We start from the raw sequence: 23,309 nt of genomic DNA, 5'->3' as shown, positions 1-23,309 counted from the left end.
AGGCGGCGTGACGGACCATCCGCTGGTGGGAACGCGAAAGGGGATCAGCCGAAGCTGATCCCCTAACGACTATTCGAGAAAGGACGCCAACCCGAATGGCATCCGTTCTCGCCCCCAACACATTCGCTCGCTTACCCTAGTCAGCGAATGATTGGTGGTGAAACTCCAGGAGCGTCACCGAGCACCTTTAGTCTGTACTATCCCCGCTGCCCGCACAGTCGGCATTTAGGAGGACAGACCGACCGGTGGTTTTGCCCCCGCATTTCGTCCGCAGTAGACACGGGCGAGAGGCGGGGGGAGTCAGCCGGTGAAGCCGCGCCAGCGACCGGCGCCGGGGTACACGGGCTTCCGAATGGCACGCTGGTTTTGCTGCCAGGCGCTCTGGCCCAGTTCCGGCGCGGCCCGACGCTCGTCGGACTCTTCCTGCAACAGACCACGGATGACGGCGCTCACCGCCGACACCTCGACATCACTCACACGCGTGGTCACGAAAACCAGCTCTGACGGGTCGAACTCTGACGGCTTCGAAGATGGCATTAGAGCGGAATATTCCCGTGCTTCTTGGCAGGCAGGGTGGCCCGCTTGGTGCGCAGCGCGCGCAGCGCCTTGATGACCGATACCCGGGTTGCGGCCGGCTCAATGATGCCGTCGAGCTCCCCGCGCTCAGCGGCCAGAAACGGGCTCGCTACGTTGTAGGTGTACTCGTTGGCCAGGCGGGTGCGCACGGCGGCGACGTCTTCGCCGGCCTGCTCGGCCGCCTTGATCTCGGCGCGATAGAGAATGTTCACGGCACCCTGGCCGCCCATGACGGCGATCTCCGCGGTCGGCCAGGCCAGGTTGGTGTCGGCTCCGAGCTGCTTGGAACCCATCACGATGTACGCGCCGCCGTAGGCCTTGCGCAGGATGACGGTGACCAGCGGCACGGTGGCCTCCGCGTAGGCGTAGAGCAGTTTCGCCCCGCGACGGATGATGCCGGTCCATTCCTGGTCGGTACCGGGCAGAAAGCCGGGCACGTCCACGAGGGTGAGAATCGGGATGGAGAATGCGTCGCAGAACCGCACAAAGCGGGAGGCCTTCTCGCCGGCCTCGATGTTCAGCGTGCCGGCCATGGCGTTGGGCTGGTTGGCCACGATGCCGATCGAGCGGCCCTCGACCCGGGCGAACCCCACGACAATGTTCGGTGCATACAGCGGCTGCGTCTCGAGAAAGTCGCCGTTGTCGACGATGTGCTCGATGACCGTCTTCACGTCGTAGGGCTGGTTGGGCGAATCGGGGATGATCGTGTTGAGGCGACGGTCGGCATCCGTTGTTTCGAGCTCCACCTCGCTGTCGAACACGGGTAGCTCGGCCAGGTTGTTGTCGGGCAGGTAGCTGAGCAGGGCGCGGGCGAAGTCGAGCGCGTCGGGCTCGTCGCTGGCGAGGTAGTGCGAGACGCCGGAGATCTTGTTGTGGGTGAGGGCGCCGCCGAGCTCTTCCATGCCCACGTCTTCGCCGGTGACGGTCTTGATCACGTCGGGGCCGGTGACGAACATCTGGCTGGTCTTGTCGACCATGATCACGAAGTCGGTCAGCGCGGGGGAGTAGACCGCGCCACCGGCGGCCGGGCCGCAGATGATCGAGATCTGCGGAATGACACCGGATGCCGCCGTGTTGCGACGAAAGATCTCGCCGTACTTGCCGAGGGCCACGACGCCCTCCTGGATGCGCGCTCCGCCGGAGTCGAGAATGCCGATGATGGGCACCCCGGTCTTCAGGGCGAGGTCCATCACCTTGATGATCTTCTCGCCGGCTACCTCGCCGAGCGAGCCGCCGAAGATGGTGAAGTCCTGGGAGTACACGGCCACCTGGCGGCCGTGGATGGTGCCGGTTCCGGTGACGACGGCGTCGCCGTACGGCCGCTTCTTCTCCATGCCGAAGGCCACGGTGCGGTGCCGCACGAACTCGTCGAGTTCCACGAAGGACCCCTGATCAAGCAGCAGGTCGACGCGCTCGCGGGCGGTCATCTTGCCCTTGGCGTGCTGCTTCGAGGTGGCGGTCGCCCCGCTGGCGGTCACGGCTTCGTGATAGCGCAGCTTGAGGTCGGCGAGTTTTCCCGCCGTCGTATACAGGTCCGGTGCCGCAGCGGGCGTCTTATCAGTCACCGTTTCACTCTACCGGCACCCCCCGGGCGCTTTCCGTTGACGATATTCCACAACTTTGCAGCGCAACACTGGTCGTTTCCCCCTCTGGCCACGCATTTCAGCCCGCATCGTGGCTCAATCGGCGACCTCTACCGCCCGCCCCGTTCATAACTGCGGAGATCCTGGCCGAAATGGCAAGGAATAACACATTAGCGGTCAGATTCGGCAGAATTACCGCAGTTACGTTTGAAGGAGAGAGTAGCCATGGAGTTTTCGCTCAGCCGCACCGAGGTCACCCGGTTCGAGTACCGGTCCGAGGCCGCCTCCACCAACGATGTGCTCAAAGAACTCGCCACAACGGATGCCGCCGCCTGGCCCGATTTCTCGGCCCTCGTCACCGACAACCAGACTCAGGGGCGTGGCCGGCTCGGTCGCGTCTGGCTGGCCCCGACCGGCAAAGCCCTGGCCATCTCGGTGCTGATCCGACCCCAGTTACCGCCGGCGACGCTCGGCTGGTTCCCGCTCCTGGCCGGCGCCGCCATGACCCGTGCCGTCAAAAACGTGGTGGAAAAGAGCATGAAACCCGTCGAAGGGGTCAAAGAGGCCGAGGATCCCCGCCACGACGTGACCCTGAAATGGCCCAATGACGTGCTCATCGACGGCTACAAGGTGTGCGGAATCCTCTGCGAACTGCTGCCCGACGCCAGCGGCATCATCATCGGCGCCGGCCTCAACCTCTCGCTCGACGAGCACGACCTGCCCACCCTCACCTCCACCTCGCTGCTGCTGGTCACCCGCACCGCGCCCGACCCCGACGCGGTACTCGCCGCCTACCTGCACGAGCTCGCTACGCTGTACCGGGCCTTCCTGAAGGCCAACGGCGACGCCCAACACAGCGGACTGCATCAGCAAGTCGAAGAACTGTGTGGCACGCTCGGCAGCGCAGTGCGAGTCGAACTGCCCGGCGGCACCGACCTGGTCGGCACCGCCACCGGCATCGACGCCGAGGGAAGGCTGCGCGTCGTCAACCAGGTCGATGGCGAAGAACGGTCTGTCGCCGCCGGCGATGTCACCCACCTGAGGTATTAATTGAAGTAATGAAAGCTAAGAAGACAGAGCCCAACGAGACCGAACCCTCCGGCTACGCCCGCGAGAGCCGGCCCGAGAAGGTCGTTGCCCGCCTGCGCCCGCACGCCCGGGTGCTGGCCTGGCCCACACTGCTCTTGTTCGCCCTGGCCGGCGGCACCGGCTACTTCTTCGGCAACCTGCCCGAGCCGTGGCAGAACGCCACCCTGCTCGCCGGTGCCATCCTGCTGGCACTGCTCGGCTGGCTGCTGCCGCTCGCCGCCTGGCTCACCAAGCGCTACACGATCACCACCCGCCGCATCATCTTTCGCCACGGATTCTTCGTGCGCACCCGGCAAGAGCTCCTGCACAGCCGCGGCTACGACGTGAGTGTGCGGCAGAACTGGCTGCAGGCCGGGTTCCGCTCGGGCACGGTGCTCATAAATTCGGGGCTGGAGCATCCGCTTGTGTTGAAAGACTTGCCCAACGTCGACCTCGTGCAGAGCACGCTGCACGACCTCATGGAGCAGGCCAGCACGGTCATGGGTTCCCGCCGGCAGGAGCAGTCGGCCCTCTCCGAAGAGTCAGCGTTCTGGGGTCGCCGCTAGCCGAATAGCCCCGGTGCGGGTACTGACCACGGCGATACCAACGGATGTCGGCGCCCCGCTCCGACTCGGCGCGAACACCCAGTAGCGGTACAGCGCGAAACGAAACACCGCGCCGAGAATGAGGCCAACGACGTTGCCCGAGATGTTGTCGGCGAGAACGCTGGTGTAGCCGAGCACGTAGTGGCTGAACCAGAGGCAGCCGATGCCGATGCCCATGCCCACGAGGCTCACCGCGAGAAACTCCAGGCCCTCGCGAGCCGTGTGGTCCTGCCGGTTTTTGCTGAAGGTCCAGTAGCGGTTGCCGAGCCAGTTCACCAGAATGGCGAGCACGGTCGAGATGACCTTGGCGTAGATGGGGCCGGCGTGTACGTCGGCGGAATCCAGCACGGTGGTGCGCAGCAGGTTGAACACCGTGAAGTCCACCACGAAGCCCAGTGCACCGACGGCGCCGAACTTGAGGCCCTGACTCAGAAAGCTGAGCAGGCGCTGCTTCAGGGTGATCGACATGCGTCCGTCCGACGTTCGGTAAAGTGGCACTAGGAAAGCATTGAAGTCTCGCAGTCTACGGCGTGTTGAAATTGCCTGGCTGGGTATTCCCGTTCGTTTAGCTGAACGCTTGCATAGAAAATGGTGAACAGATGGCTTTGACCGTCGGTGTGATTGGCGCAGGCCAGCTGGCCCGCATGATGATCCCCGCGGCCGTGAACCTCGGCATCGAGCTCAAGGTTCTCGCTGAAGCCGATGGCATGTCCGCCGAGCTCGCCGCGGTCCGCGTGGGCGACTACCGCGACCTGGCCACCGTGCTCGCCTTCGCCAAGACCGTCGACGTGATCACCTTCGACCACGAACACGTGCCGCAGGAGATTCTGCGCGAGCTCGTGCGTGAGGGCGTCAGGGTGCACCCCGGCCCCGACGCCCTGCTCTACGCGCAGGACAAGCTGCTCATGCGCGAGAAACTCGCCGAACTGGGCCTGCCCGTGCCGGACTGGGCCCGCATCACTGATGCGGCCGGCCTCGCCGACTTTTTGAAGGACCACGGCGGCCGCGCCGTCGTGAAGACCGCCCGCGGCGGCTACGACGGCAAGGGCGTGCGCGTCGTCAGTCACGAACACGACGTTGACGACTGGTTTCAGGCGCTCGCCGAAGACGGCAACGGCGGCGCTCTGCTGGTCGAAGAGCTCGTGCATTTCAGCCGCGAGCTCGCCCAGGTCGTGGCCCGCCGCCCGAGCGGTGAGATCGCGGTCTGGCCGGTCGTGGAGACCGTGCAGAAAGACGGAGTCTGCGCCGAGGTCATCGCGCCGGCCCCCCAGTCCATGGGGCGTCTCGCCGACGTCGCCACCGACATCGCCGTTGCCGTGGCCGAGGGCATCGGCGTCACCGGGGTGCTCGCCGTCGAGCTGTTCCAGACCACGGATGAACGCCTCCTCATCAACGAGTTGGCGATGCGCCCGCACAATAGTGGTCACTGGTCGATCGAGGGTTCGACCACGAGCCAGTTCGAGCAGCACCTCCGCGCTGTGCTTGACTTGCCGCTCGGAGCGACCGGCGCCCGGGACCCGTGGACGGTGATGGTGAACATCTTTGGCGGACCCGCGTCAGGCTCGCTGGGTGATCGTTATGGGAGCGCCCTCGCGGAGCATCCGCTTGTGAAGGTGCACAACTACGGCAAGGCATCGAGGCCCGGCCGCAAGGTGGGCCACGTGACGGCGGGCGGCGACGATCTCGACGAAGTTGCCTATCAGGCGCGCGCCACTGCACAAATCTTTCAGGACTGAGCCATAGGATCATCTGCGTGCCAGATAACACCGAGACATCCACTGTGCCTACTGACGGCAGCAAGCCTATCGTCGGCCTGGTTATGGGCAGCGACTCCGACTTCACCGTCATGAGCGCTGCGGCGCAAACCCTGAAGGACTTCGGGGTCGCGCACGAGGTGCAGGTTGTCTCGGCACACCGCACCCCAGAACGGATGCTCGACTACGGCCGCACCGCGCAGGCCCGCGGCCTCAAGGTGATCATCGCCGGAGCCGGGGGAGCCGCGCACCTGCCCGGCATGCTCGCCTCCATGACCACGCTGCCCGTGGTGGGCGTGCCCGTTCCTCTCGGGCTGCTCGACGGCCTCGACTCGCTGCTGTCGATCGTGCAGATGCCGGCCGGCGTTCCGGTGGCGACAGTGTCGATCGGCGGAGCGAAGAACGCAGCGCTGATCGCGATCAAGATTCTGGCCACCAGCGACGACGCGCTGCGCGTGAAGCTCGAAGACTATTCGGTACAGCTTGCAGATCTGGTTGAGCAGAAGAACCGGGACCTCCAAGAGCGATTATGAGTAGTGTTTCCGACCCGATCCGGCACCCGAATTCCGGCTCCGCACGCATTATGACAACGCGTGCGTGGTGGCTTGTCGTACTCAATTTCGTTCTGCCCGGTTCGGCGCAGGTGCTGGCCGGCAACCGTCGGCTCGGCCGGTTCGGCCTCGGTGCCACCCTCACCCTGGTGGCCGTGGCCATCATCGCCGGCGCCGTCTATCTGTTCTGGCCCGAAGTGCTGCTCACGGTGTTCACGAGCACGATCGGCCTCTGGGTCGCCGCCGCAGTGCTCGCGTTCTACGCGGTCACCTGGCTCGTGCTCACCGTCAACACCCTCAGCCTGATCAACCTGGTGAAGGCCGCGCCCGGTGCCCGCCCGCTCATCGCGGCGTTCTCCGCCGCCCTTATGGTCGTGGTCTGCGGCACCGCCGGCTACGGTGCCTTCGTCGCCACTTCGGCCAGCGGGTTTCTCTCCTCCGTCTTCGTTGCCGGCCCGAGTCAACCGCCGGTCGAAGGCCGTTACAACATTCTGCTGCTCGGCGGCGATGCCGGTGCCGACCGTGAGGGCCTCCGCCCCGACAGCATCTCCGTGGTCAGCATCGACGCCACGACCGGCCAGGCCACGACCATCAGCCTGCCGCGCAACCTCGAGAACGCGCCGTTCTCGGCCGGATCCTCCCTCGGCGCCCTCTACCCCGAGGGCTACGGCTCGATCGACGGATGCGACGTCTCGGCCTGCATGCTCAACTCCATCTTCACCGAGGCCGAGTTGAAACGTCCGGAATACTACCCCAACGCCACGGCCGAGGGCAGCTCCCCGGGCATTCAGGCCACGCTCGAGGCCGCACAGGGCATCACCGGACTCACCATCCAATACTTCGTGCTCATTGACATGCAGGGCTTCTCCGACCTCATCGATGCCCTCGGCGGCGTCGACATCACGGTTTCTGAGCGGCTTCCCATCGGCGGCGACGAGCAACTCAAAGAGGTCGAGGGCTGGATCGAGGTCGGCCCCCAACACATGGACGGCACGACCGCCACATGGTACGCCCGGTCCCGCCACACGACCAGCGACTACGACCGAATGGGGCGCCAGACACAGCTGCAAGAAGCACTGCTCGCCCAGTTCAACCCGGCAAATGTGCTGACCAAATTTCAGGGCGTTGCCACAGCAGGCACTGAGGTAATCAAAACGGATGTCCCGCAGGGCATGCTCGGCTACTTCGTGAACCTCGCCAGCAAGACCAAGGAGCTGCCGGTCATCTCGGTGCCCCTGATTCCCGAGAACGGCGTCGACCCCGAAAACCCCGACTACGCGGCCATCAAGGCCATGATCGCCACGGCGCTGGCCCCCGCGCCCACCGCCACGCCCGCCCCGTAGCCCTTCGTTACCAACCGCGTTCGCGCGCAAGTGTGAAGATCGATTTTGACACCGTCGTCGCGAATCCCTGTTCCTCCGAGCCACCACTGACGCTCCCGGCGGCATCCGCGAATGCGCCGGCAACATTGCCGCGTATGTAGCGAACACGCTCTTCAGCGTAATCTGCAGGGATCTGCAGTTTCGCGGCCACCGCGAGAAAGTCCTGGAGCCCGATGGCGTCCATGCGATACTCGTCGCCGACCTTCATCGCCGAGCGAAGCGCACCAGTCGCCGGATACGGCGCGTGCGTCCCGAGGTCATAAAGCGGGGCGAGCACAGCGCGGTCGCCACGCAAGAGAATCGAGATGTTCTTTGCATGCGCGTCGGTGCAAGCGGCCGATACGTTGAACACGAGGGAATCAAAGAACCGCTTCTGGCTTGCCTCCCGATCGTTTAAGGGCAATCGGCCGAGCAATTGAGCGATGGTGCCAACGCCCGGGCCGCCGTCCTGCTGATACTTGAGGTCTGGTGGAACGCTCAGAGCCTGGCAGAGGTCTTCCTGATGTAGCCGTGCCCATCGTCCGTCGAATTGTCGTCGGTCGTATCGGCGGGAGACAAAGACGCGATCGTCCTGCTCCGTCGTCGTGAGCTCGTGGTCGGAGACGTTGAGCCCCAGAAGGCGGGCCGCGCGCATCGTCACATACTCGTTCACGTCATGATTGGAGTACGGCGCGATGGCCGGTTTCAGAATGTGCGTGGTCGGCGTGGAATCGTTGGGCACGCCCCACCCTCCATCATCGAATCGGAATAGGGCAACCTTGGGCTGCGCGCCAGGCAAACTCCACCGCGCGTCGTCGCCGCGCTGTCCCCAGGTATCGGAGTGCTGAACGATGTCTTTGATGAGGCTACTGAATTCATCATCGGAAAGTCGTTCGACATCTCCCTGTCGAGTGGCGGCATCGGTCGAGGTCTCATCGGGCGGCAGGATCTGTACGGCTCCCGCGGCATCCCGGCCGACGTGGGCCAGCAGCCCGAAAGCGTTTCGAGCGGATGTTTGATACGTTGCAGCTAGTTCAGCAAGCTTGGTCGGGCTGTCGGTCAAAAGGCCCTGCAGGAAGGCCGTGACGACCTGCGATGGGTGCTCGCGCCTTGCCAGCGGCATGGAAAGCGATAGGGGCGTCGACCGACTATCCAACCGGTATCGTTCGTCGTAGGCAAAGGTGGTTTTGCCCTGTTTGGTTTGGGCGAGCGTGCCGACGCGCTCGCCGTCGAGGTAGACGTAGAGTTCGGAGTTCACCGGTCATCGCCCCAGATCGGCAAAGACATCGTCAAGCACATTGTGCGGGTCCGGGGCTCGATCGCTGACATCCAGGGCGAGCTGCAGCACCTGAAGCACGTCGAAAACACGAAAGAGCGACACGCCCACCTTCGCGGATTCGAAGTTGACGAGCCATTCACGAGAGACTTTTGCGCGGTCGGCTACTTGCTGTTGGGTAAGTCCCAAGGCCTCGCGTTTCGCGCGCGCCAGCGCACCAAGATCCTGTGCGGAACGTGTATACATTTCAGCCTCCACGGTGGTGGATCGTCCACAGCTCCCATTATGGATGATCATCCACAATCCGGCAAGTGCATGATCGTGCACATGCTCCCCAGAACAGCAACCCACATCGCGAAGCGGCCACATACGAGTGGGTTACCCGCCGGCGAGCGGCGGCGGCCCCTTTGTTCACTCACCACTGCGGCGAAACGAGAACTTCTTGTGCCTGAAGAAGCTCAACAACGTGGTGACCACGAGAATCACCAGTTGGGCGAGCAGCGGCGGCACCCCGGCGACCTCAACCAGCAGCGGCAACGCCACCGCATGGATGCCGATCGCCACCAGATACACGCTCACGAAGCGAACAAAGTCCCGCAGCACGTGGCCACGCACCACAAACACGAATCGTCGGTACAGCACGAAGGCCAGGGAAATGCCAACCACTTACGAGAGAGCGAGGCTCAGCAGATAGCCGAGGTAGACATCCGTGAAGACCCAGACGGTGAATGCCGAGAAGACCAAGTACCCGACGAGCGTGTTTGTCGCGCCGACCGCGAGAAACCGCACACGCTGGTCCTGTAGAAAACTCCCCATGGCCTACAGATCCGCGTGCAGCTGCCACACGCGCTCGGCCGAGTCCCGCCAGCTGAACGCCCGCGAGCGGTCCTGACCGAAGATGCTCATGCGGCCCCGCAGCACGCTGTCGCCGAGCACCCGGTTCACCGCGTCGACGAGACGTGCGGGATAGTCCTTGGAATTGGAACGCTCGACCGCTACACCGGCGTCGCCGGCCGCTTCCAGCAGCGCGGGGGCGTCGGAGTGCACGACCGGTGTACCGAGGTGGAACGCCTCAATGATCGGTAGGGCGAAGCCTTCTTCCAGGCTCGGATACACGAAGACGCTGGCCCGGGCAATAACAATGGCCAGGTCGGAGTCGCTCAAACCCGACAGAGCGCGCACGCGACCCGGCTCCAGCCCGGCTTCATCGGCGACCGAGGCCAGGTCGAGCTCGCCCCAGGTGTCCGGGCCGAGCACGATCAACGGCAGGTCCGGCGCGCCCGGCAGACCCATCGCTGTGATCAGCGCAGTGACCGCCTTGCGCGGATCGAGTGACCCGGAGGTCAGAATGTATTGCGACGGGAGCCCCAGGCCTTGCAGCCGCTCCTCCACGAGCGGAATAGCGGGGAGTACGAGCCCACGTCCGACGGCGCCGCCGATCACGCGCACCCGGTCGCCGAGGTCCATGATCTCGGTCAGCTGTCGGGCCACGGCGTGGCTCGGCACCACGATCGCGTCGGCGTGCTTGCGGGCACGCTTGAGCATGCCCTTGGTCCAGGCCACGGTCGTCGGCGTCAGAGACGACGGATGCGTCCACGCCAGCACGTCGTGCAGGGTCACCGCAATCTGAGTGCCGTCGTCGGCACGGTTGTGGTGGCGCAGCGGCGCGAGCAGGCCCGGCGCGTGAATCAGGCCGGTGCCCGATGCCGCGGTCACGCCGAGCGCCCACGCCGTGGCCAGCTCGCGGCGGGCCAGCGTGGTCTTGTGCAGATTAGCCAGGCCCGGCAGGGCAGCCTCAATGAGTTCATACTGTGCGGGTGGTGACGACGAGACGATGCCCTCTACGTCGCACTCGGCCGGCGCGGTGGCAATCAGCGCGCGCGTGAGTTCCTCGGTGTAAAGCCCGACGCCGCCCGGAACCGGGGCGACCATCTGGTCGACGACTACCCGCAGAGTGATCATGCTGCCTCCAAGACCCCTGCGCCGACGGCGGCGTCGCGAGGCAATGTTTGAACGGAAAATCGTGGGGTGAGGTGGGGCTGGACTGAAACTCTCAAGTATTCAACGAATATGCGCATGGGCTACAGGTCCGCATGCAATTGCCAGACCCGCTCGGCGGAGTCCCGCCAGCTAAACGCTCGGGCCCGGTCCAGGCCGCGCAGCCGAAGAGTGGCATTCAGGGACGCGTCGCCTAATACTCGCGTGATGGCCGCAGCCAGTCGTTCCGGATACCCAGCAGCGTCGTTCAGCGCCACAACGTGCCCTGCATCCCCAGCAACCTCGACGAGGGCGGGAGCATCGCTGTGCACCACAGGGGTGCCGAAACTCATGGCCTCCAGCAGTGGGAGTCCGAATCCCTCGGCTTGGCTCGGGTACACGAACACCGTTGCTCGCGACAAAATGAGCGCAAGGTCGCTGTCGCTGACGAAGCCCAGCGCACGAACGCGACCCTCCGCAAGCCCGGCCTCGTCGGCAACTGCGGCGACGTCCAATTCGCCCCAGCCTTGTGGCCCGACGATCAGCAAAGGCAGGTCTGGCGCGCCGGGCAGGCCCAGCCCGCTAATGAGAGGAGTTAACCCTTTGCGCGGTTCAAGTGTGCCGACGGTCAGAATGAACTCTTTCGGCAGTTCTAGCTCGGCAACGCGTGCATCCGCGTTCGTAGGCAAACGCAGTTCGCTGCTGACTGCCCCGCCGATCACACGAACGCGGTCGCCGAAGTCCATGATCTCTGAAAGGGCACCCGCCACAGCGTGTGTGGGCACGATGATCGCGTCGGCATGCTTTCGGGCCCGTTTGGCCATCGCTTTATGCCAGGTCACACCGTGGGGCGTCAAAGTCTCGGGGTGCGTCCACGGCACGACGTCGTGAATGGTCACGGCGACCTGATTTTGATTCGTGGAGCGATCGTGCCGCTTCAATGGCGCCAACAAACTCGTTGCATGCACCATGCCCCCGCCGGGCAGTGAGGTCAACCCTAATTGCCAAGCCGCAGCGAGCTCGCGTCGGGGGAGAGTCGTCGTGTAGAGGGTGGCCAGGCCAGGCAGCCGCTCCATAACCGATGCGTATTTCGCGGGGGTTGACGCACACACCACACCTTCCACGTCGCAGCCGACGGGTGATGTGAGTATCAGCTGACGAGTGAGGTCCTCGGTGTATCGGCCGATTCCGCCCGGAACTGGCGAAATCATCTGGTCCACAATCACTCGAAGGGTTGTCATCGTTACTTAACTCTCGCGTGGAATTTCGAGCGTACGAAACGCAAGGGTCGCGTCAGTCGCCACGACATCGTTCCAAGCGCCGTCGTACTGAACGTCTCGTGGGCTTCCACTATCGCAGCGCTCCGGCAGCCACGGCGGCTTCGAGCGCCTGTCGCCAATCGCGCATCGGTTCGATACCTGCTTTCGTCCAGGCGTCGTGGCCGAGCACCGAATAGGCCGGTCGGGGTGCTGGCAGCACAAAGGCCGAGCTGTCGGTCGGCAGCACGCGTTCAGGGTCGAGTCCGGCGAGGGCGAACACGTCGCGGGCTTGGTCGAACTTCGAGGCGACACCGGAGTTCGTACCGTGGTAGATGCCGGCGGGCGCGGCCGAGTCGAGCAGCAGCACGATCTGCGAGGCGAGGTCCATCGTCCAGGTGGGCTGGCCGATCTGGTCGGTAACGACGTTTAAGGTGTCGCGCGTGCCAGCAGCCTTGAGCATGGTCTTGGCGAAGTTCGGTCCGTTCTCGCCGTACAACCACGCGGTGCGCACGATGTAGCTGCGCGAGCCGTTCTCCACCTGCACGAAATCCTCGCCGGCGGCCTTGGTGCGGCCATACGCCGAGATGGGGCTGTGCGGCGTGTTCTCTGCGTAGGGCGTGGTGGCGCTGCCGTCGAAAACATAGTCCGTTGAAATCTGCACGAGCTTCGCGTGCCGAGCGGATGCCGCGACGGCCAGATTGTAAGGTCCCACCGCGTTCACGGCGTAGGCCTCGTCCTCGTGTGTTTCGGCGTCGTCGACCTTGGTATACGCAGCACAGTTGATGATGACGTCGTGCCCGGCAACGGCGGCCTTCACCGCGTCGAGGTTCGTTACGTCGAGGTCGCTGCGGCCGAGAGCCGTCACTTCACGTCCGGCTAGAGCAGTCTGCAGGTCACGGCCCAGCATGCCGGTCGCCCCGGTGATGAGGTAACGGGTCATGTCAGTTCAGCGCCGCCCGGGCCTTGAGCGGTTCCCACCACTGGCGATTGTCGCGGTACCACTGCACCACGTCGGCGAGGCCCTGTTCGAACGGAACCTGCGGGGCATAGCCCAGTTCGGCTTGAATCTTGGAGATGTCCACCGAGTAGCGCAGGTCGTGCCCGAGACGGTCGGCGACGCGGTCCACATAGGACCAGTCCTTGCCGGTCGAGTCGAGAAGCAGCTGGGTGAGCTCCTTGTTGGTCAGCTCGGTGCCGCCGCCGATGTTGTAGATCTCGCCGGCGCGGCCGCCGACGAGCACCATCGCGATGGCGCGGGTGTGGTCGTCTACGTGCAGCCAGTCGCGAATGTTGTTGCCCTCGCCGTAGAGGGGAACGTGCAGGTCGTCGATCAGGTTGCTGACGAAGAGCGGAATGACCTTCTCGGGAAAGTGGTACGGGCCGTAGTTGTTCGAGCAGCGCGTGATCGACACGTTGAGGCCGTGCGTGCGGTGATAGCTGCGGGCGAGCAGGTCGCTGCCGGCCTTCGACGCTGAATAGGGGGAGTTGGGCTCGAGCGCCCGCTCCTCGTTCCAGGAGCCTTCGGCGATCGAGCCGTAGACCTCGTCGGTGGAAACGTGCACGAACCGGGCCAGCTTGTGGCGCAGCGCTGCGTCGAGCAGCTGCTGGGTGCCGAGCACGTTGGTCTCGACAAAGATGGTCGAGTCCATCACCGAACGGTCAACGTGCGACTCAGCGGCGAAGTGCACCACCGCGTCGAGCCCGGGAAACAGGGTGTCGAGCAGTTTGCCATCGCGGATGTCTCCGTGCACAAAGCTGTATCGCGGTGAATCGGCGATGGGGGCGAGGTTTTCGAGGTTGCCCGAGTAAGTCAATGCGTCGAGCACGACAACCTCGGCGCCCTCAAGGCCCGGGTACTTGTCTTCAATCGTGCGTCGCACAAAGTTGGAGCCGATAAAACCGGCGCCGCCGGTGACGAGGATCTTCATATAGGAGTAACCGTTCCGTTCGTAGACATGGCCTTGTGATTGTATCGGACAGCGATTGGTAGACTCCAAACGTGCAAATTCGCGAGCTCTCGATCCCCGGTTCCTACGAAGTCACCCCAAGGCAGTTTGGTGATGATCGGGGTGTGTTCCTCGAATGGTACCGATTCGATCATTTAGGCGAGGCGATTGGGCACCCGCTCAAACTCGCCCAGGCCAATACTTCAGTGTCGAAGCGAGGGGTGGTACGAGGTATCCACTTTGCCGACATACCGCCGGGACAAGCCAAGCATGTCACTGTGACCCGCGGCGCGGTGCTGGATTTCATCGTAGACCTGCGCGTGGGCTCGCCGGCCTTCGGCACCTGGGATTCGGTTCGCCTTGATGAGCAGGATCGTCGTGCTGTCTACATCCCTGAGGGTGTTGGCCACGCTTTTGTAGCGCTTACCGACGACGCCACGGTCAGTTATCTGGTGACCAGCGTGTTTGATGCCGGCCGCGAGCATGGGATCAACCCGCTCGATCCTGAAATTGGACTTGTTTTTCCGGCCGAATTGGGAAATCCACTCGTGTCGGAAAAGGACGAGCTGGCGCCCAGCCTCGGGGAGGCCCTGGAATCGGGACTTCTTCCAACGTGGGAGGCTTCACAGGCCTTCTACGCCTCTCTCAACACGGAAAGAAACTAAACACATGCGCGGCATTATTTTGGCAGGGGGGTCGGGCACTCGTTTGTGGCCCATCACCAAGGGGATCTCCAAGCAGCTCATGCCCATTTATGACAAGCCGATGATTTACTATCCGCTATCAACGCTGATGATGGCGGGTATCAACGAGATTCTGATCATTACAACACCGGAATATAACAGTCAGTTTCGTGCCCTGCTGGGCGACGGATCACAGCTTGGCGTTAGCATCAGCTACGCTGTGCAGGACTCGCCGGATGGTCTGGCTCAGGCGTTCATCATCGGTGAAGAATTCATCGGCGACGACAGCGTCGCCCTGGTACTCGGCGACAATATTTTTCATGGATCCAAACTCGGCACTGCGCTGCGTCAAAATGAGGCCACTGTCGGGGCCACGATTTTCGCGTATCACGTGTCAAATCCGACTTCCTATGGAGTCGTCGAATTCGACGACGACTTTCGGGCAGTGTCCATCGAAGAAAAGCCGGAGATCCCGCGTAGCAATTACGCAGTGCCTGGTCTCTACTTCTACGACAATGACGTCATTCAGATCGCCAAAGCGATCAAGCCGAGCGCACGCGGTGAGCTTGAAATCTCGACGATCAATGAGGTGTATCTGAATCGGGGAACTCTGACCGTGCAGGTTCTCGATCGGGGAACCGCGTGGCTGGATACCGGGACGTTTGAGTCGATGATGCAGGCAAGTGAATATGTGAAGGTCATCGAAGACCGTCAGGGTTTCAAAATCGGTTGCATAGAGGAAATCGCGTGGCGAGCCGGATGGATTAATGACGACCAACTCGCAGCACTTGCGGCGCCCTTGAACAAGAGCGGTTATGGGCGATATTTGGCCAAGCTGCTCTCTTAGCTCACGTGCCCAGAAACTGGTTGATTCCCCTCGCTTGTGCGCTGGTTAGTTCTTGGACGACCTGAGGCCGCTCGTAGAAGTCAATTTGCCGCTTGTAGTCGGAAAAGAATATCCTGCATGGTGTTGCGGATACCGACAGGCAGTGGCGTTAGATTTCGCTCATCGAGATCGGTCCAGACTACCGACTTCAGCCTCAGGTCGACCGCTTGGAGTGCTCCAGCTGCCGAGTATCCCAGCATGACATGCGGGTGATTTTTTGAGATCGAACGAAACAATCCCAGCAGGGTGCTGATTGTCACGGATTGTCCCGAAACCAGATTTTTCATTGTGTGCACAGTCGTTCCGGCATCGCTCAGAATGAGGGTGCGGTCGAGACCATCCAGAATTAACTCAGCGCAGTCGCGAACATAAATATAATCGCGCGATGTTTCCAGAGGTACAAAGATCGACGCTGGTTGGGTGCCAAATTGTGCTTTGGCGATGTGCGAGATGAGCCCTTGCATCTTTGTGAGACGTTGGCCCGGACCGTAGATGTTCGAGATCCTTCCCGCTAACGTCGAAATGCGCGCGGGAGCGAGCACCCTCGTCATGACCTGCTCTGCGTCGAGTTTGAACTGGCCGTAGCCGGAGAGCGGATGTGGCTCGGTCAACTCGGAGAAGGGCGGCTCGGGCGAGCCGGCATAGATACCTCCGGCAGAGGAAGCATAGAAGAAAGCTCCCGATTGCTGGCCTCCAGTTGCCGCAACGGTCGAAGCGATGGAGCTCACGATGAGGCGGAATTGTTCCAGTTCGCGTTCTATCTGTTCCGCACTGCTAGAGGTCACGACGGCACCTGCAGCCCACACGATCGCCCATCGGGATTGGGAGATACGGGACTGGTCAAGAAGTAGGTTCGTTGCTCGATTCACAGCGGCAACCATGCGTGCGTCGTCCGTCCACGGAAGTGATGGCACGTCGAGAACTGCCCACCCCGGTCGGTCCTCGACGGCCGAGACAATTGCGCTGCCCAGTAGACCCCGTGAACCAATAACCCAGACCAGAGAGGTCATTGGCGACCTTGAGCCGCGCGGCCCATCGGACCGTTTTGCGGGTCAGACGTAATAAGGTAGGGCGGCTTGCCCATCGCCATATTGACATTGACGCCGATGTACTCGGCGATGATGCCCAGCGAGAATAGGACCGCCCCCGACGTGAGCAGTTGAACAACAATCATCGATGCCCAACCCTGGGTGTCAACGCCGCCCGTGATGCGCGCAATGAGGATAACGATTGCAACGACGATGCCTATCGCGGCAAACAGGACGCCAAGCACGCTGACCAGCCTGAGGCCGCGCGTGCCACTGGATATGATCATTCGCAAGAAATGCGAGAACAAACGACGTGCGGAGTACCCGGACCGACGTTCACCTTCATCACGCAGGGTTACGGGCGAGGTCACGACCTTCGTCGCAACCCAGCTCATTGCGACGTCCAGGTACACACCAGACCCTGAGTAGGCGGCAATGCTGCGGCCGATGGTCCCAAGCATGAGACGGTAACTTTGGTAGTCGGCAGCATTGGCACTCCCGAAGAATCGCGTCAAGATCCACTTGGCTCCCTTGGAAGCAGCATTTCGCACAACCCCGTGTGGCGCTGGATTGAGTGGCTTGGCGTAAACGACATCGGCTTGCTCACGCAGGGCGGTATCCAGGAGCCCGCCAATCTCCAGGGGATTGTGCTGGCCATCCTCGTCAAGCGTAACGATCCATTCGCTCCCACTCGATGCCATGCCGGCGAGCGTCGCTGCGTGCTGGCCGTAATTCTTACTCAACCAGATTGCGCGAACGAAATCGTACTTCGTAGCCAACTCGCGCATGACACGGTCAGACTGGTCTGGTCCGTGATCGTGTACGAGGATCACCTCGCTGACTACGAAATGATGTCCCTCAGCGGAGGCAGTTTCGACCGTCAGCGGCGTGATTTCCGCGACGATTTCCGCGAGGGTCTTCTCGCCTTGATAGACCGGTACAACGATTGAGACTGTGTGCGGTTTAGTGTCCACGCTTGGTTTTCCTATCCGCTATTACGACTGATCTCGTCGCAGCATCCGTTTGAAGGTCCGGCGTCTTGGGTAAGGGGATTGCTCTCAGCGGCCAGATCATTGTCCGGCCCCCGAACTGCGGAGCGCGCCCAGAAACTGGACTACCTCATCCGGAACGAGACGCAGGTGCGACACCGTTATTGGTCCGGTGAGTCCAGAAATATGAAGGTTCGTCGTGCCAGGAGCTGCGGAAACCGGTAGGCGAACCGTACCCACGCCGTCCTTCAGGGTAACGGGTACCTTCGATCCTTGCCCGTCGACCCACGCTTTGAGGTTCGCTTTGGGGTCAGCGGTGATAGTGAGCTGGGCTTCAAGTGAGACGGAATCAGTCGTGGTATTCGTGAGCCGAATTTTCGCATTGGAGAGGGCAGTTCCCCACTCGGGAAGGCCATCGGTACTGGACAGCGACTCGAAGTCAGGTTCGAAGTATCCAGTAACAGGTTGGGTGATGAGGCGAGTGATGGATTCAAGCTCGGTGGGAGGAATCGTTTCGCTGATTGTTTTAGCCAGATCCTGCAGATTAAAGAACGTAAACCGCTCGGACTCGCTCACCAGGGGCGTGTGGCCAAGGAGAGACGTCCATCCTGCCTCGAGGAGTGCAGCGTGATCTGGCAGCGCATTCCGGTCCACCATTATTCCAGCAAAGCCTGAGGCCGCGGCAAGATTAGCAACATCCTCGGGACGGTACTGCTCAAGAGCCAAGGGGTAGTCAGATCTCGGCCGTCCCTTAATTCCGCCAGCAGACCAGGAGATGTTCTCGGAGAGAAGGTAGGGGATCAATCCCTCCGAGCCCAGAACGCCTGTGACGGAAGAACTTTCGGGGAATGGAACATAGGGCAACTGCAGAATCATGGATCCGGAGCGGATACCCGTAAGTGCGGTGTCGATCCACACTGTGTCAGCATCGAAGGCTTTCGCTGCGGCTATTCGACCGGCCGTAACATCGCTCGGAGTTTGATCGACGAAGGCCACGACGAGCAGCAGGCTGGCCATGCCTGCAGCGACAACTGCACGAACCGAAAGCCGCCAATTGAACCTGCGGGCGGCATTTGCGATCAACCGATCCAACACAAGACCGACAATACCCAGCGCAAGAATCAGCATGACTATTGACATCCGGTTCCAGCCGCGAAGGCTGCTGGTGAAAAACGAGATTACGGTGGAGAGGCCACCGACCGTGGCGAAGAGAAAAGCTACGAACAGGAGCCCGCCGAGGTCGCCCACTCGGTTGAGTAACAGTTGCTGGTGTTCACCACGCCCGGCGCTGGCGTCACGCTCTGTTCGCCGCCGGGCGATTGCGAGATAGGCAATCGTCAGGAATCCGATCACGAGGCCCAACGCGCCGAGTGCTCCGAGTGCTGGTCGCTCGGACAGCAACGGGTAGTAATTGTCGTAGAGTTCCCGAAAATGTCTGAGTTCGGGAATCCGGTGACCAGGCCACGGCATGATGAGCTGAGTCAGCTTCAGGGCATAGATTTCCGCCTCAGGGGCAGAACGAGCGAGTCCCGCAGCATTCGCACCGTTGAATATGCCGTACAAAATGTCCGGCAGCATGTTGAGAAACATAACGCCAGCCGTGAACGCACCCAATCCCGCAGCTCCCCAGAAACGTGCCCAGGAACCGTCTCGAATAAGGACTGCGATACCGGCGAAGGCGAGGAGGACCAGAAAGAAGATTCCATAGTATGACCCAGATGACGCAAGAAGCGTGGTGAAGAGGAGACTACGGCTGGTCGGGCTAAAAATCACGGCCAACCATTTGTTTTGCGAGCGGCCGCGACCCCATAGACGCCCGCCTGACAGCAAAATCACCAACAAACCTGCACCGAGCGGTACCGCGTAGTAAGAGGCAAGCCACAGATGCCCCTCGCCGCGCATGAAGTGGTACGGGGCCACGGCGAACGCTGTGGCGAGGGCTACGGTCAGGGCTCTGGACACTCCGACGGTACGGAAGAACCAGACGGCACCGAGCGCAGCCAAGGGGAAACCGATTATGTAGTAGACGTTCAAAGCAACGGGCCATTGATCGGTGAATAGCCCAATGATGTTGGCAACGACTAGGTGGAGGTTGTCCGCCGTGGGGAAATCGTTGTATGTCTGGCCGTATGGGGCGCCGAGCAGGCCCTGGTACTCGTACCAGCCGGTTTGCAATACCGTTTTGAAATGCGCGCCCGTCGCGAGAGCGTCGCCGTTGTATTCAAACGGCGCATTCAGGCGCGCGCCCTTGAGATCGATGGCAAACCAAGTGACGATCGATGAAACAAGCGCGGTGACGAGATACAGGAGAGCGTCTGTGTGTGTCCACAGTCGTTCCGGAATGCTCGTGCGTTTAGTGACCTCGTTCGCCATTAATTGCCCCGGTTCATTCTTCGTCGCAACAGAATGTAGGCAAGTCGCCTCGCAAAGGACATGGCATAAGCACGTGCATTACCGAGGAGGACATCGCCGCCATTAACGACGTTGGGATGATCGAGCTTCAACCAACGGTGAAAATCACTCGCTTGTTGAGCCTGCTGACCAGCGAGGCGCACGCTCCACTGGGAATCGCTTATTCTGAATCCGGCCAGTACCTCTGGCACGGCGACGAAGTCGCCTTCCAAAAGAACTCGAACGTAGGTCGCCTCGTCAATGAGGTACGGAAAGCGCGAATCCCACCAGCCAACTCGTTCAAGTACGTCCCGGCGAATTAGGACGCAGGCGGGCTCGCCAAAGATATTGGTTCCAGATCGAACTGTTGCCCGTGCGGCTCGTGCACCGGCCATCTGTCCGCGGAGGCCGGCCAGGCCGCGGCGGGCAATTACGGGCTGGTTGCGAGCGTCTACGATTGATCGCGGCGAGGCGACCAGGACAACGTTGGAGGCCGACTTCATCGCTGCAACCTGTTTGGCCAGGATATCGGGGTGGATAAGATCGTCGCCGCAGACAAGTTTCAGGTAGGTTCCGGTCGCGGCTTGGCTAACACGGTTCCAATTTCGTAGTGCCCCTCCACCGGCTTCCGTGTCCAGGATCACCAGGCGCGGTTCGTGCCGGAACTTCTCTATGACGGCTTTTGTCGAGTCTGTGGATGAGTGGTCAGAAACGATGACCTCGAAATCTTCGAACGTCTGCGCAAAAACCGAAGCGAGGGTTTCCTCAAGGTACTCGGCATTGTTGTAGGCGGGGATAACGACGGAAACCGTGGTCACTCTGAGCTCATTTCTGGTACGTCTGACTGCGACGCTCTGGGGCGCCGAAAGGAAAAATTGCGGTGGCCGACGAAGCTGACCATTGTGGTGACAAAGACAATCAGAGCTTGAGCGACAATCGGTTCAAGTCCGAACAGTTCGACCAAGATCGGGAGAAGTATTGCGTTGATGCCGAGTGCGACTAGATACACCATCTCGAATCGCGCGAGATCGCGCCAGACATGCCCTCGTACACGGAACACGAAGCGCCGGTAGAGCACGAATGCGCAGAGCACGCTCGCGACGTGAGCACAACCCAGAGCGGCCATGTAGCCGAAGGCGCTTCCCACCGTGAATTGAAAGATCGCAAACCAGGCAAATCCAACGATGGTGTTCACGGCTCCGACAAGCAGGAAGGCGACTCGATAGTCCTTAACGACTCGTAGTAAAAGGCCGGGTGCACCCTGCATGCCCGCGGGGGGCTCTGGAAGCTCGTCGGCGGGCAGTGTCGAATTCATATCCTCGAGAGTTTCCTGGATGATCGGGCACCGATGAGGACCAGTGTCCTCTGGAGTCTACATTCCATTGCGTTGCCTGCCGCCGATGACGCGTGCGCGGAGGTACAGCGCGGCTTTCAGAATCATTCGGAGCGGCCAGAGGTACCAACCGGAATAGCGGTTCTCTAAATAGAGGTACGCACTGTTGTGATGTGCCCGAACCATGCGTGTTCGCGCCTGCTCCGTTGAATGAGCCCCGGTATGAACGACGATCGCGGACGGTACGAAGATATTCTCACGCCCGGTCAGTGCGATGCGCCGGCCCAGGTCGACGTCCTCAAAGTACATGAAGAACCGCTCGTCGAAACCGTTCAAAGTGTCAAACACTTCGCGAGAAAGCAGCAAACACGCCCCGGATAGCCAACCGGTGGCACGTTCGAGCTGGTAGCTGGATGCGTCATCGAGATACCGTTGCGACCAGGGGTTTCCGGCCCAGGTTTTATGGAGAAGAGCGTGGCCAATGCCGGTGCGAAGCGAGGGTTGTCGACGTGCCGACGGATAAACCTCGCCGTCGGCACCGACGATTCGCGGACCAAAAGCCGCACCAGTCGGGATCAGTCGAGCTGAAGCAAGGAGTCGATCGATGCTGTCTGGCTCAAAAGTCACGTCGGGATTGACCACGACAATCCACTCGATATCGGGGTTCAGCGTGCTCGTCACCGCATTGATCGCGGCACCATAGCCGACGTTTTCGCTCATCTCATGCAAGAGCACGGAGGGATACCCCACCAAGACAGGCTGAAGATTCACATCACTACCGAGGCTGTTGTCCGCAATGTGGATCTCATAGGGCTGTGATACGGCAGTCGGAACGGAGTTGAGAAGGTTGGAGATGATTCCGGACGACCTGAAGGTCACGGTGATAACAGCGATCATCCCTGCACCACCGTTGATTCATGCCCGACATATGCTGCGAGGTGTATCCGGGCGCTGCGAACCCAAGTAAAGCTGAGTGAGCGGTGCAGCGCCTCGTCGCGCAATGATGCTGAGTCTTCGGGATGTTCAATCACGCGTACGATAGCGGCCGCTATGGATACATCGTCGATCTCCGTATAGAGAACGGCATCCCCTCCCACCTCGGGCAGAGCGAGCCGACGGGTGGTGATCACCAACGCACCACTCGCCATTGCTTCGAGTACGGGCAACCCGAAACCTTCACCGAGGCTTGGATAGACGACGGCGAGCGCCCCATGGAGAAAGGACGGGAGCGCGTCGATCGGGAGGTAACCGGGCTGGATTATCCGCACCGTGCCTTGTGCTGCGGTGACCTCCGCGGCTATCGCTGTGTCCCAACCGGCTCCGCCGGCGAGAACCAAAACAGGAGCTGGATGTCTAGTTGCCACTAAAGCCATCGCCCGGATGAGTGCCGGAATGTTCTTGCGTGGTTCCAGGGTTCCGAGGAAAGCAATGTACGGTTCTTCCCCGAGCCCGATACTGGCGCGAGCGGTGGAACGCTCGGCCGCGGAGGGTGTGTGAAAAATCGACGTATCCACGCCGTGGTGAGCGACCAAGACCTGAGCAGGAAAGCCCGGTAGGTAGTTGGAAAGCTCGCGCGCAGTAGCCGCGCTGGGCACGACGACGGCGTCCGCGCCATTAACAGCCCGCTTGGTCCAGAACCGAAAGAAAGCACCCTTCAGCCGGGAATGAACCTGCGGGTCGCTGAAGAAAGTGGCGTCGTGGATCGTGACAACTCGGCGGAACGAGCCAACGAGCGGCATCGTGTAATGCGGAGAGTGCACGACAGTCGCACCGATCCGACGTGCAAGGAGCGGCAAGCCACTCTGCTCCCAGAGGAACCGCGCCGCACGGGATTGACACGCGCGCGGCAACTCGACGAGCGCGAATTCGGGGAAAGATTCCCGGAAGAACGCAGCATCTCGACTCTGACAGACGATGGTCACGCGCGCACCCGCTGCGGTCAAACCGCCAAGCAGGCCCTCGACGTAGCGTCCCACTCCGCCTCGTGCCTTCGGGAGCGCAGTGGCATCGAACAGAATACTTTCTTCAGGCACGTGTATTTTC

General features: G+C 61.8%; 25 protein-coding genes. 7 read left to right on the top strand and 18 right to left on the bottom strand.

Annotated elements, in window-relative coordinates; all coding sequences use genetic code 11:
- Positions 1–300: 300 nt before the first annotated feature.
- Both E3T29_RS01195 and E3T29_RS01190 read right to left on the bottom strand, forming a co-directional pair.
- Positions 301–537, bottom strand: coding sequence for an acyl-CoA carboxylase epsilon subunit (locus tag E3T29_RS01195; protein ID WP_104088549.1), 237 nt, complete (start codon positions 535–537; stop codon positions 301–303).
- Positions 537–2,141 carry an acyl-CoA carboxylase subunit beta gene (locus E3T29_RS01190; RefSeq protein ID WP_092341610.1) on the bottom strand — a complete coding sequence of 535 codons (1,605 nt, stop codon included), beginning with the start codon at positions 2,139–2,141 and terminating at the stop codon, positions 537–539. Before E3T29_RS01190 ends, E3T29_RS01195 begins: the two co-directional genes overlap by 1 nt.
- Positions 2,142–2,384: 243 nt before the next feature.
- Between E3T29_RS01190 and E3T29_RS01185 the strand changes: the two genes are divergently transcribed.
- Positions 2,385–3,209, top strand: a complete 825-nt coding sequence (locus E3T29_RS01185; protein ID WP_134343743.1) for a biotin--[acetyl-CoA-carboxylase] ligase — start codon at positions 2,385–2,387, stop codon at positions 3,207–3,209.
- 8 nt (positions 3,210–3,217) lie between these two features.
- The gene (locus tag E3T29_RS01180; RefSeq protein WP_134343742.1) at positions 3,218–3,793 is read left to right on the top strand and encodes a PH domain-containing protein; all 576 of its coding nucleotides are present in this window, start codon (positions 3,218–3,220) and stop codon (positions 3,791–3,793) included.
- Here the strand turns inward: E3T29_RS01180 and E3T29_RS01175 are convergent.
- Positions 3,770–4,300 (bottom strand): GtrA family protein, encoded by a 531-nt coding sequence (locus tag E3T29_RS01175; protein ID WP_134343741.1) that lies wholly within the window; start codon positions 4,298–4,300, stop codon positions 3,770–3,772. The two genes, E3T29_RS01180 and E3T29_RS01175, sit on opposite strands and share 24 nt — an antisense overlap.
- A gap of 131 nt (positions 4,301–4,431) precedes the next feature.
- Here E3T29_RS01175 and E3T29_RS01170 point away from each other — a divergent pair, with 131 nt between their 5' ends.
- From E3T29_RS01170 to E3T29_RS01160, 3 genes are all read left to right on the top strand, one after another.
- Complete coding sequence (locus tag E3T29_RS01170) at positions 4,432–5,568, top strand: 5-(carboxyamino)imidazole ribonucleotide synthase (protein WP_134343740.1); 1,137 nt, start codon at positions 4,432–4,434, stop codon at positions 5,566–5,568.
- 83 nt (positions 5,569–5,651) lie between these two features.
- Positions 5,652–6,119, top strand: a complete 468-nt coding sequence (gene purE / locus E3T29_RS01165) for a 5-(carboxyamino)imidazole ribonucleotide mutase (protein ID WP_134343825.1) — start codon at positions 5,652–5,654, stop codon at positions 6,117–6,119.
- Positions 6,116–7,480 (top strand): LCP family protein, encoded by a 1,365-nt coding sequence (locus tag E3T29_RS01160; RefSeq protein WP_241987576.1) that lies wholly within the window; start codon positions 6,116–6,118, stop codon positions 7,478–7,480. The genes purE and E3T29_RS01160 overlap by 4 nt, the downstream gene beginning before the upstream one ends.
- 7 nt (positions 7,481–7,487) lie before the next feature.
- On the opposite strand, the gene E3T29_RS01155 is transcribed toward E3T29_RS01160, so the two are convergent.
- The 8 genes from E3T29_RS01155 to rfbB all read right to left on the bottom strand — a co-directional run bounded on the left by E3T29_RS01155 (position 7,488) and on the right by rfbB (position 13,938).
- Positions 7,488–8,756 carry a type II toxin-antitoxin system HipA family toxin gene (locus E3T29_RS01155; RefSeq protein WP_134343739.1) on the bottom strand — a complete coding sequence of 423 codons (1,269 nt, stop codon included), beginning with the start codon at positions 8,754–8,756 and terminating at the stop codon, positions 7,488–7,490.
- Positions 8,757–8,759: 3 nt separating this feature from the next.
- A complete protein-coding gene (locus E3T29_RS01150) occupies positions 8,760–9,020 on the bottom strand; it encodes a helix-turn-helix domain-containing protein (RefSeq protein ID WP_158252847.1) in 261 nt (86 codons plus the stop codon).
- 165 nt (positions 9,021–9,185) lie between these two features.
- Positions 9,186–9,440: a GtrA family protein gene (locus E3T29_RS20035; protein WP_255574769.1), complete on the bottom strand. Its 255-nt coding sequence runs from the start codon at positions 9,438–9,440 to the stop codon at positions 9,186–9,188.
- Positions 9,441–9,590, bottom strand: coding sequence for a hypothetical protein (locus tag E3T29_RS20030; RefSeq protein WP_241987574.1), 150 nt, complete (start codon positions 9,588–9,590; stop codon positions 9,441–9,443).
- Between the two features lie 3 nt (positions 9,591–9,593).
- A complete protein-coding gene (locus tag E3T29_RS01140; RefSeq protein WP_134343737.1) occupies positions 9,594–10,736 on the bottom strand; it encodes a glycosyltransferase family 1 protein in 1,143 nt (380 codons plus the stop codon).
- 119 nt (positions 10,737–10,855) lie between these two features.
- The gene (locus tag E3T29_RS01135) at positions 10,856–11,977 is read right to left on the bottom strand and encodes a glycosyltransferase family 4 protein (RefSeq protein WP_370449086.1); all 1,122 of its coding nucleotides are present in this window, start codon (positions 11,975–11,977) and stop codon (positions 10,856–10,858) included.
- Between the two features lie 124 nt (positions 11,978–12,101).
- Positions 12,102–12,950 carry a dTDP-4-dehydrorhamnose reductase gene (rfbD, locus tag E3T29_RS01130; protein WP_134343735.1) on the bottom strand — a complete coding sequence of 283 codons (849 nt, stop codon included), beginning with the start codon at positions 12,948–12,950 and terminating at the stop codon, positions 12,102–12,104.
- A 1-nt stretch (position 12,951) separates the two neighbouring features.
- Positions 12,952–13,938 (bottom strand): dTDP-glucose 4,6-dehydratase, encoded by a 987-nt coding sequence (gene rfbB, locus E3T29_RS01125; protein WP_134343734.1) that lies wholly within the window; start codon positions 13,936–13,938, stop codon positions 12,952–12,954.
- Between the two features lie 71 nt (positions 13,939–14,009).
- On the opposite strand from rfbB, the gene E3T29_RS01120 reads away from it, so the two are divergent.
- Both E3T29_RS01120 and rfbA read left to right on the top strand, forming a co-directional pair.
- Positions 14,010–14,621, top strand: coding sequence for a dTDP-4-dehydrorhamnose 3,5-epimerase family protein (locus tag E3T29_RS01120; RefSeq protein WP_134343733.1), 612 nt, complete (start codon positions 14,010–14,012; stop codon positions 14,619–14,621).
- Positions 14,622–14,625: 4 nt separating this feature from the next.
- On the top strand, positions 14,626–15,486 hold the full coding sequence (gene rfbA, locus E3T29_RS01115; protein ID WP_134343732.1) for a glucose-1-phosphate thymidylyltransferase RfbA: 861 nt from the start codon (positions 14,626–14,628) through the stop codon (positions 15,484–15,486).
- Positions 15,487–15,566: 80 nt separating this feature from the next.
- Here rfbA and E3T29_RS01110 read toward each other — a convergent pair whose 3' ends face one another.
- The 7 genes from E3T29_RS01110 to E3T29_RS01080 form a co-directional block, all read right to left on the bottom strand.
- Entirely contained in the window at positions 15,567–16,535 is a 969-nt protein-coding gene (locus E3T29_RS01110) for an NAD-dependent epimerase/dehydratase family protein (protein WP_134343731.1), read from the bottom strand.
- Complete coding sequence (locus tag E3T29_RS01105; RefSeq protein WP_134343730.1) at positions 16,532–17,527, bottom strand: glycosyltransferase; 996 nt, start codon at positions 17,525–17,527, stop codon at positions 16,532–16,534. The genes E3T29_RS01110 and E3T29_RS01105 overlap by 4 nt, the downstream gene beginning before the upstream one ends.
- A 96-nt stretch (positions 17,528–17,623) precedes the next feature.
- A complete protein-coding gene (locus tag E3T29_RS01100; protein WP_134343729.1) occupies positions 17,624–19,915 on the bottom strand; it encodes a hypothetical protein in 2,292 nt (763 codons plus the stop codon).
- Entirely contained in the window at positions 19,915–20,751 is an 837-nt protein-coding gene (locus E3T29_RS01095; protein WP_134343728.1) for a glycosyltransferase family A protein, read from the bottom strand. Before E3T29_RS01095 ends, E3T29_RS01100 begins: the two co-directional genes overlap by 1 nt.
- Positions 20,748–21,248: a GtrA family protein gene (locus E3T29_RS01090; RefSeq protein WP_241987573.1), complete on the bottom strand. Its 501-nt coding sequence runs from the start codon at positions 21,246–21,248 to the stop codon at positions 20,748–20,750. Before E3T29_RS01090 ends, E3T29_RS01095 begins: the two co-directional genes overlap by 4 nt.
- 57 nt (positions 21,249–21,305) lie before the next feature.
- Positions 21,306–22,163 carry a glycosyltransferase family 2 protein gene (locus E3T29_RS01085; protein WP_134343727.1) on the bottom strand — a complete coding sequence of 286 codons (858 nt, stop codon included), beginning with the start codon at positions 22,161–22,163 and terminating at the stop codon, positions 21,306–21,308.
- Positions 22,160–23,299 carry a glycosyltransferase family 1 protein gene (locus tag E3T29_RS01080; protein ID WP_166789978.1) on the bottom strand — a complete coding sequence of 380 codons (1,140 nt, stop codon included), beginning with the start codon at positions 23,297–23,299 and terminating at the stop codon, positions 22,160–22,162. The genes E3T29_RS01085 and E3T29_RS01080 overlap by 4 nt, the downstream gene beginning before the upstream one ends.
- Positions 23,300–23,309: the final 10 nt, after the last annotated feature.

Origin of the sequence: Cryobacterium sp. TMT1-66-1 (assembly GCF_004403435.1) — a bacterium.
Taxonomy (GTDB): domain Bacteria; phylum Actinomycetota; class Actinomycetes; order Actinomycetales; family Microbacteriaceae; genus Cryobacterium; species Cryobacterium flavum.
The sequence above is the reverse complement of the archived record's forward strand: the minus strand, read 5'-3'. Positions and strand labels throughout refer to the sequence as shown.